A 4,035-nucleotide genomic window follows, 5' to 3' on the forward strand; every position below is an offset into this window, starting at 1 on the left:
GCGGGCCCGGGAGCCGGCTCGGCGGCCGGGGCCTCCTGCGCGGCCGGGGCCTGCTCGGCCGCGGGGGCGCCGGAACCGTCGTCGATCAGGGCCAGCTCGGCGCCGACCTCGACCGTCTCGTCCTCGGCGACCTTGATGGAGGACAGCACGCCGGAGGCGGGGGCCGGGATCTCGGTGTCGACCTTGTCGGTGGACACCTCGAGCAGCGGCTCGTCGGCCTCGACGCGCTCGCCCTCGGCCTTCAGCCAGCGGGTGACAGTGCCCTCGGTGACGCTCTCGCCGAGCGCCGGAAGGGTTACGGAAACCGCCATGGTTTCGGTTGCTCCTTTAAAAGTGCGGAAGTCTGTGTCGTCGCGCCCGAGTGACGGAAGGCGTCAGTCGTGGGAGTGCAGGGGCTTCCCGGCCAGCGCCAGGTGGGCCTCGCCGAGCGCCTCGTTCTGCGTCGGGTGGGCGTGGATGAGCTGGGCCACCTCGGCCGGCAGCGCCTCCCAGTTGTAGATCAGCTGGGCCTCGCCGACCTGCTCGCCCATACGGTCGCCGACCATGTGGACGCCGACCACCGCACCGTCCTTGACCTGGACGAGCTTGATCTCGCCCGCGGTCTTCAGGATCTTGCTCTTGCCGTTGCCCGCGAGGTTGTACTTCAGGGCGACGACCTTGTCCGCGCCGTAGATCTCCTTGGCCTTGGCCTCGGTGATGCCGACGGAGGCGACCTCCGGGTGGCAGTAGGTCACCCGCGGGACACCGTCGTAGTCGATCGGGACGGTCTTCAGACCGGCCAGCCGCTCCGCCACCAGGATGCCCTCGGCGAAGCCGACGTGCGCGAGCTGGAGGGTCGGGACCAGGTCACCGACCGCGGAGATGGTCGGGACGTTGGTGCGCATGTACTCGTCGACGAGGACGTAGCCGCGGTCCATGGCGACCCCGGCCTCCTCGTAGCCCAGGCCCTGCGAGACCGGGCCGCGGCCGACGGCCACCAGCAGCACCTCGGCCTCGAACTCCTTGCCGTCGGCGAGGGTGACCTTGACACCGTCCTGGGTGTACTCGGCCTTCTGGAAGAAGGTGCCCAGGTTGAACTTGATGCCGCGCTTGCGGAAGGCCCGCTCCAGCAGCTTGGAGGAGTTCTCGTCCTCGACCGGGACGAGGTGCTTCAGACCCTCGATGATCGTGACGTCCGTGCCGAAGGACTTCCACGCGGAGGCGAACTCGACGCCGATGACGCCGCCGCCGAGGACGATCGCGGACTTGGGCACGCGGTCCAGGACGAGGGCGTGGTCGGAGGAGATGATCCGGTTGCCGTCGATCTCCAGGCCCGGCAGCGACTTCGGCACGGAGCCGGTCGCCAGCAGGACGTGGCGGCCCTGGATCCGCTGACCGTTGACGTCGACAGAAGTGGGCGAGGACAGCCGGCCCTCGCCCTCGATGTAGGTGACCTTGCGGGAGGCGATGAGCCCCTGCAGACCCTTGTACAGGCCCGAGATCACGTCGTCCTTGTACTTGTGGACGGCCGGTACGTCGATGCCCTCGAAGCTGGCCTTCACACCGAACTGCTCGCTCTCGCGGGCCTGGTCGGCGATCTCGCCCGCGTGCAGCAGGGCCTTGGTGGGGATGCATCCTCGGTGCAGGCAGGTGCCGCCGACCTTGTCCTTCTCGATCAGGGCGACGTCCAGGCCCAGCTGCGCCCCGCGCAGGGCCGCGGCGTATCCACCGCTGCCACCGCCGAGGATCACTAGGTCGAAAACGGTGCTGGCGTCGTTCGCCACGTCACGTCCTCCATGCATGTGCGCCACGCCGGTCTCCAGTGACCGGTCGGCGGCTGGTGTCCGGCCGCTCTTTGCTTTCGGCCCTTCGGTGGGGCCCTGTCCTGCCGAGCCCCATCTTCGCACTTGTCGCGTCACTACGAGACGCCGGGCAGGTGTGTGAGACACCCCACGTCTTCAACAAAGGTGAGTGGACCGACGCGAAGGGGCGCGGGAAACTGCGCGAGAACCACCCACGACCCGCACCCGCCGAACAACAACCACCCGAGCTGTCAGGCGCCGGGACCTCGCCCTACCCGCACGCGAGATCCCGGCGCCCAAAGGACAACTCAGCCCAGATCCCCCGCAGCCGTAAGCTCCGCAAGGCGAACCAGCGTCCGCACCCCGGACCCGGTCCCGCCCTTCGGCGTGTACCCGAAGGGCCCACCCTCGTTGAACGCGGGCCCGGCGATGTCCAGGTGCGCCCAGGTGATCCCCTCACCCACGAACTCCCGCAGGAACAGTCCGGCGACCAGACCGCCGCCCATCCGCTCACCCATGTTCGCGATGTCGGCCGTCGCCGAGTCCATCCCCTTGCGCAGGTGCTCCGGCAGCGGCATCGGCCACGCCGGCTCCCCGACCTCCTCGGCCGCCTCGTACACCGCCGTGCGGAACGACTCGTCGTTGGCCATGATGCCGAACGTGCGGTTGCCCAGCGCCAGCACCATCGCCCCGGTCAGCGTCGCCACGTCCACGATTGCGTCCGGCTTCTCCTGCGACGCCGCCCACAGCGCGTCCGCCAGCACCAGCCGGCCCTCCGCGTCCGTGTTGAGCACCTCCACGGTCTTGCCGCTGTACATCCGCAGCACGTCACCGGGGCGCGTCGCCGAACCCGACGGCATGTTCTCGGCCAGCGCCAGCCAGCCGGTGACGTTCACCTCGAGCCCCAGCCGCGCGGCGGCGACGACCGCGGCGAACACGGCGGCCGCACCGCTCATGTCGCACTTCATCGTCTCGTTGTGACCGGCCGGCTTCAGCGAGATGCCGCCCGAGTCGTAGGTGATGCCCTTGCCGACGAACGCGAGGTGCTTCTTCGCCTTGGACGAGGTGTACGACAGCTTCACCAGGCGCGGCCCGGACGCCGACCCGGCGCCGACGCCGAGGATGCCGCCGTAGCCGCCCTTGGTCAGGGCCTTCTCGTCGAGCACCTGCACCTTGATGCCGTGCTCCTTGGCCGCGGCGGCGGCGACCGCGGCGAACGCCTCCGGGTTGAGGTCGTTCGGCGGGGTGTTGATCAGGTCGCGGGCGCGGTTGAGCTCCTCGGCGACGGCGGTGGCCCGCTCGACGGCGGCCTTGTGCGCGCGGTCGCGGGGCTTGGCGCCGAGGATCGCGGCCTCGGCGAGCGGCGCCTTGCCGTTCTTGCCGTTCTTCGCGGCCTTGCCGTTCTCCTTGTAGGTGTCGAAGGTGTACGCCCCGAGCAGCACGCCCTCCGCGACGGCGCCGACATCACCGGCGTCGTCCAGCGGCAGTGCGAACGCGGCCTTCTTGGAGCCGGTGAGGGCACGCGCGGCGACACCGGCGGCCTTGCGCAGCGCCTCGGCGTCGTAGGCGGCGTCCTTCTCGGGCTGGGCGCCCAGGCCCACCGCCACCACGACCGGCGCCTTGAAGCCGGCCGGCGCGGGGAGCTTCGTCACCTCGCCCTCGGCACCGGACGCGCCGAGAGTCTCCAGGACGCCGGCGAGCTTGCCGTCGTACGCCTTGTCCACGGCCTCGGCGCCGGGTGCGACGACCGGGCCGGCGGACCCGGTGCCCTTGGCGACACCGATCACGATCGCGTCGGCCCGCAGGCCGGCCGCCGCGGCGGTGCTGAGAGTGAGAGCAGTCACGGTGGTGAAATCTCGCTTCCGATGTGAAGTTGCAGTGGCCGAAAGTGGTGGGTCGACCGGGCCCGGCGGGCCGCCCCCGGTCTGCGACCTGGGGGTGCGGTCTCGGCGGGGCCTTCCCCGGTGCGGCGAACACTCGGGACGAGACTACGCGCGTATGTGCGTCCGCTCATTCATGTGGGGTTCACTCAGCGCTGAGCGGAAGCGGGAACCGGGGGAGTTCAGGTCAGTTCAGTGACGCGACGACCAGGGCCGTCGTCGCCGCCGTCTCCGCGAGCCCGCCGAACACATCGCCGGTGACCCCGCCGAAGCGCCGTACGCAGTGCCGCAGCAGCAGTTCGGCCGCGGCGACGGACAGGAGCACGGCGAGGACGGTGCGCAGGGCGCCGTACGGTCCGAGGAGCCCGCCCGCC

4 protein-coding genes are annotated in these 4,035 nt (G+C 70.6%); all 4 read right to left on the reverse strand.

Annotated features, from left to right (window positions below; genetic code table 11):
- Positions 1 to 311, reverse strand: a 311-nt coding sequence (locus tag N4P33_RS33465; RefSeq protein WP_313904628.1) for a biotin/lipoyl-containing protein, incomplete at its 3' end; no start/stop codon positions are given.
- A gap of 63 nt (positions 312 to 374) precedes the next feature.
- Complete coding sequence (gene lpdA / locus N4P33_RS33470; RefSeq protein WP_260830692.1) at positions 375 to 1,763, reverse strand: dihydrolipoyl dehydrogenase; 1,389 nt, start codon at positions 1,761 to 1,763, stop codon at positions 375 to 377.
- Between the two features lie 326 nt (positions 1,764 to 2,089).
- Complete coding sequence (locus N4P33_RS33475) at positions 2,090 to 3,625, reverse strand: leucyl aminopeptidase (RefSeq protein WP_260830693.1); 1,536 nt, start codon at positions 3,623 to 3,625, stop codon at positions 2,090 to 2,092.
- 223 nt (positions 3,626 to 3,848) lie between these two features.
- Positions 3,849 to 4,035: adenosylcobinamide-GDP ribazoletransferase (locus N4P33_RS33480; protein WP_260830694.1), on the reverse strand; the 187-nt coding region annotated here is incomplete at its 5' end.

The sequence above is a fragment of the Streptomyces sp. 15-116A genome, from assembly GCF_025290915.1.
In the GTDB taxonomy this organism is placed as follows: domain Bacteria; phylum Actinomycetota; class Actinomycetes; order Streptomycetales; family Streptomycetaceae; genus Streptomyces.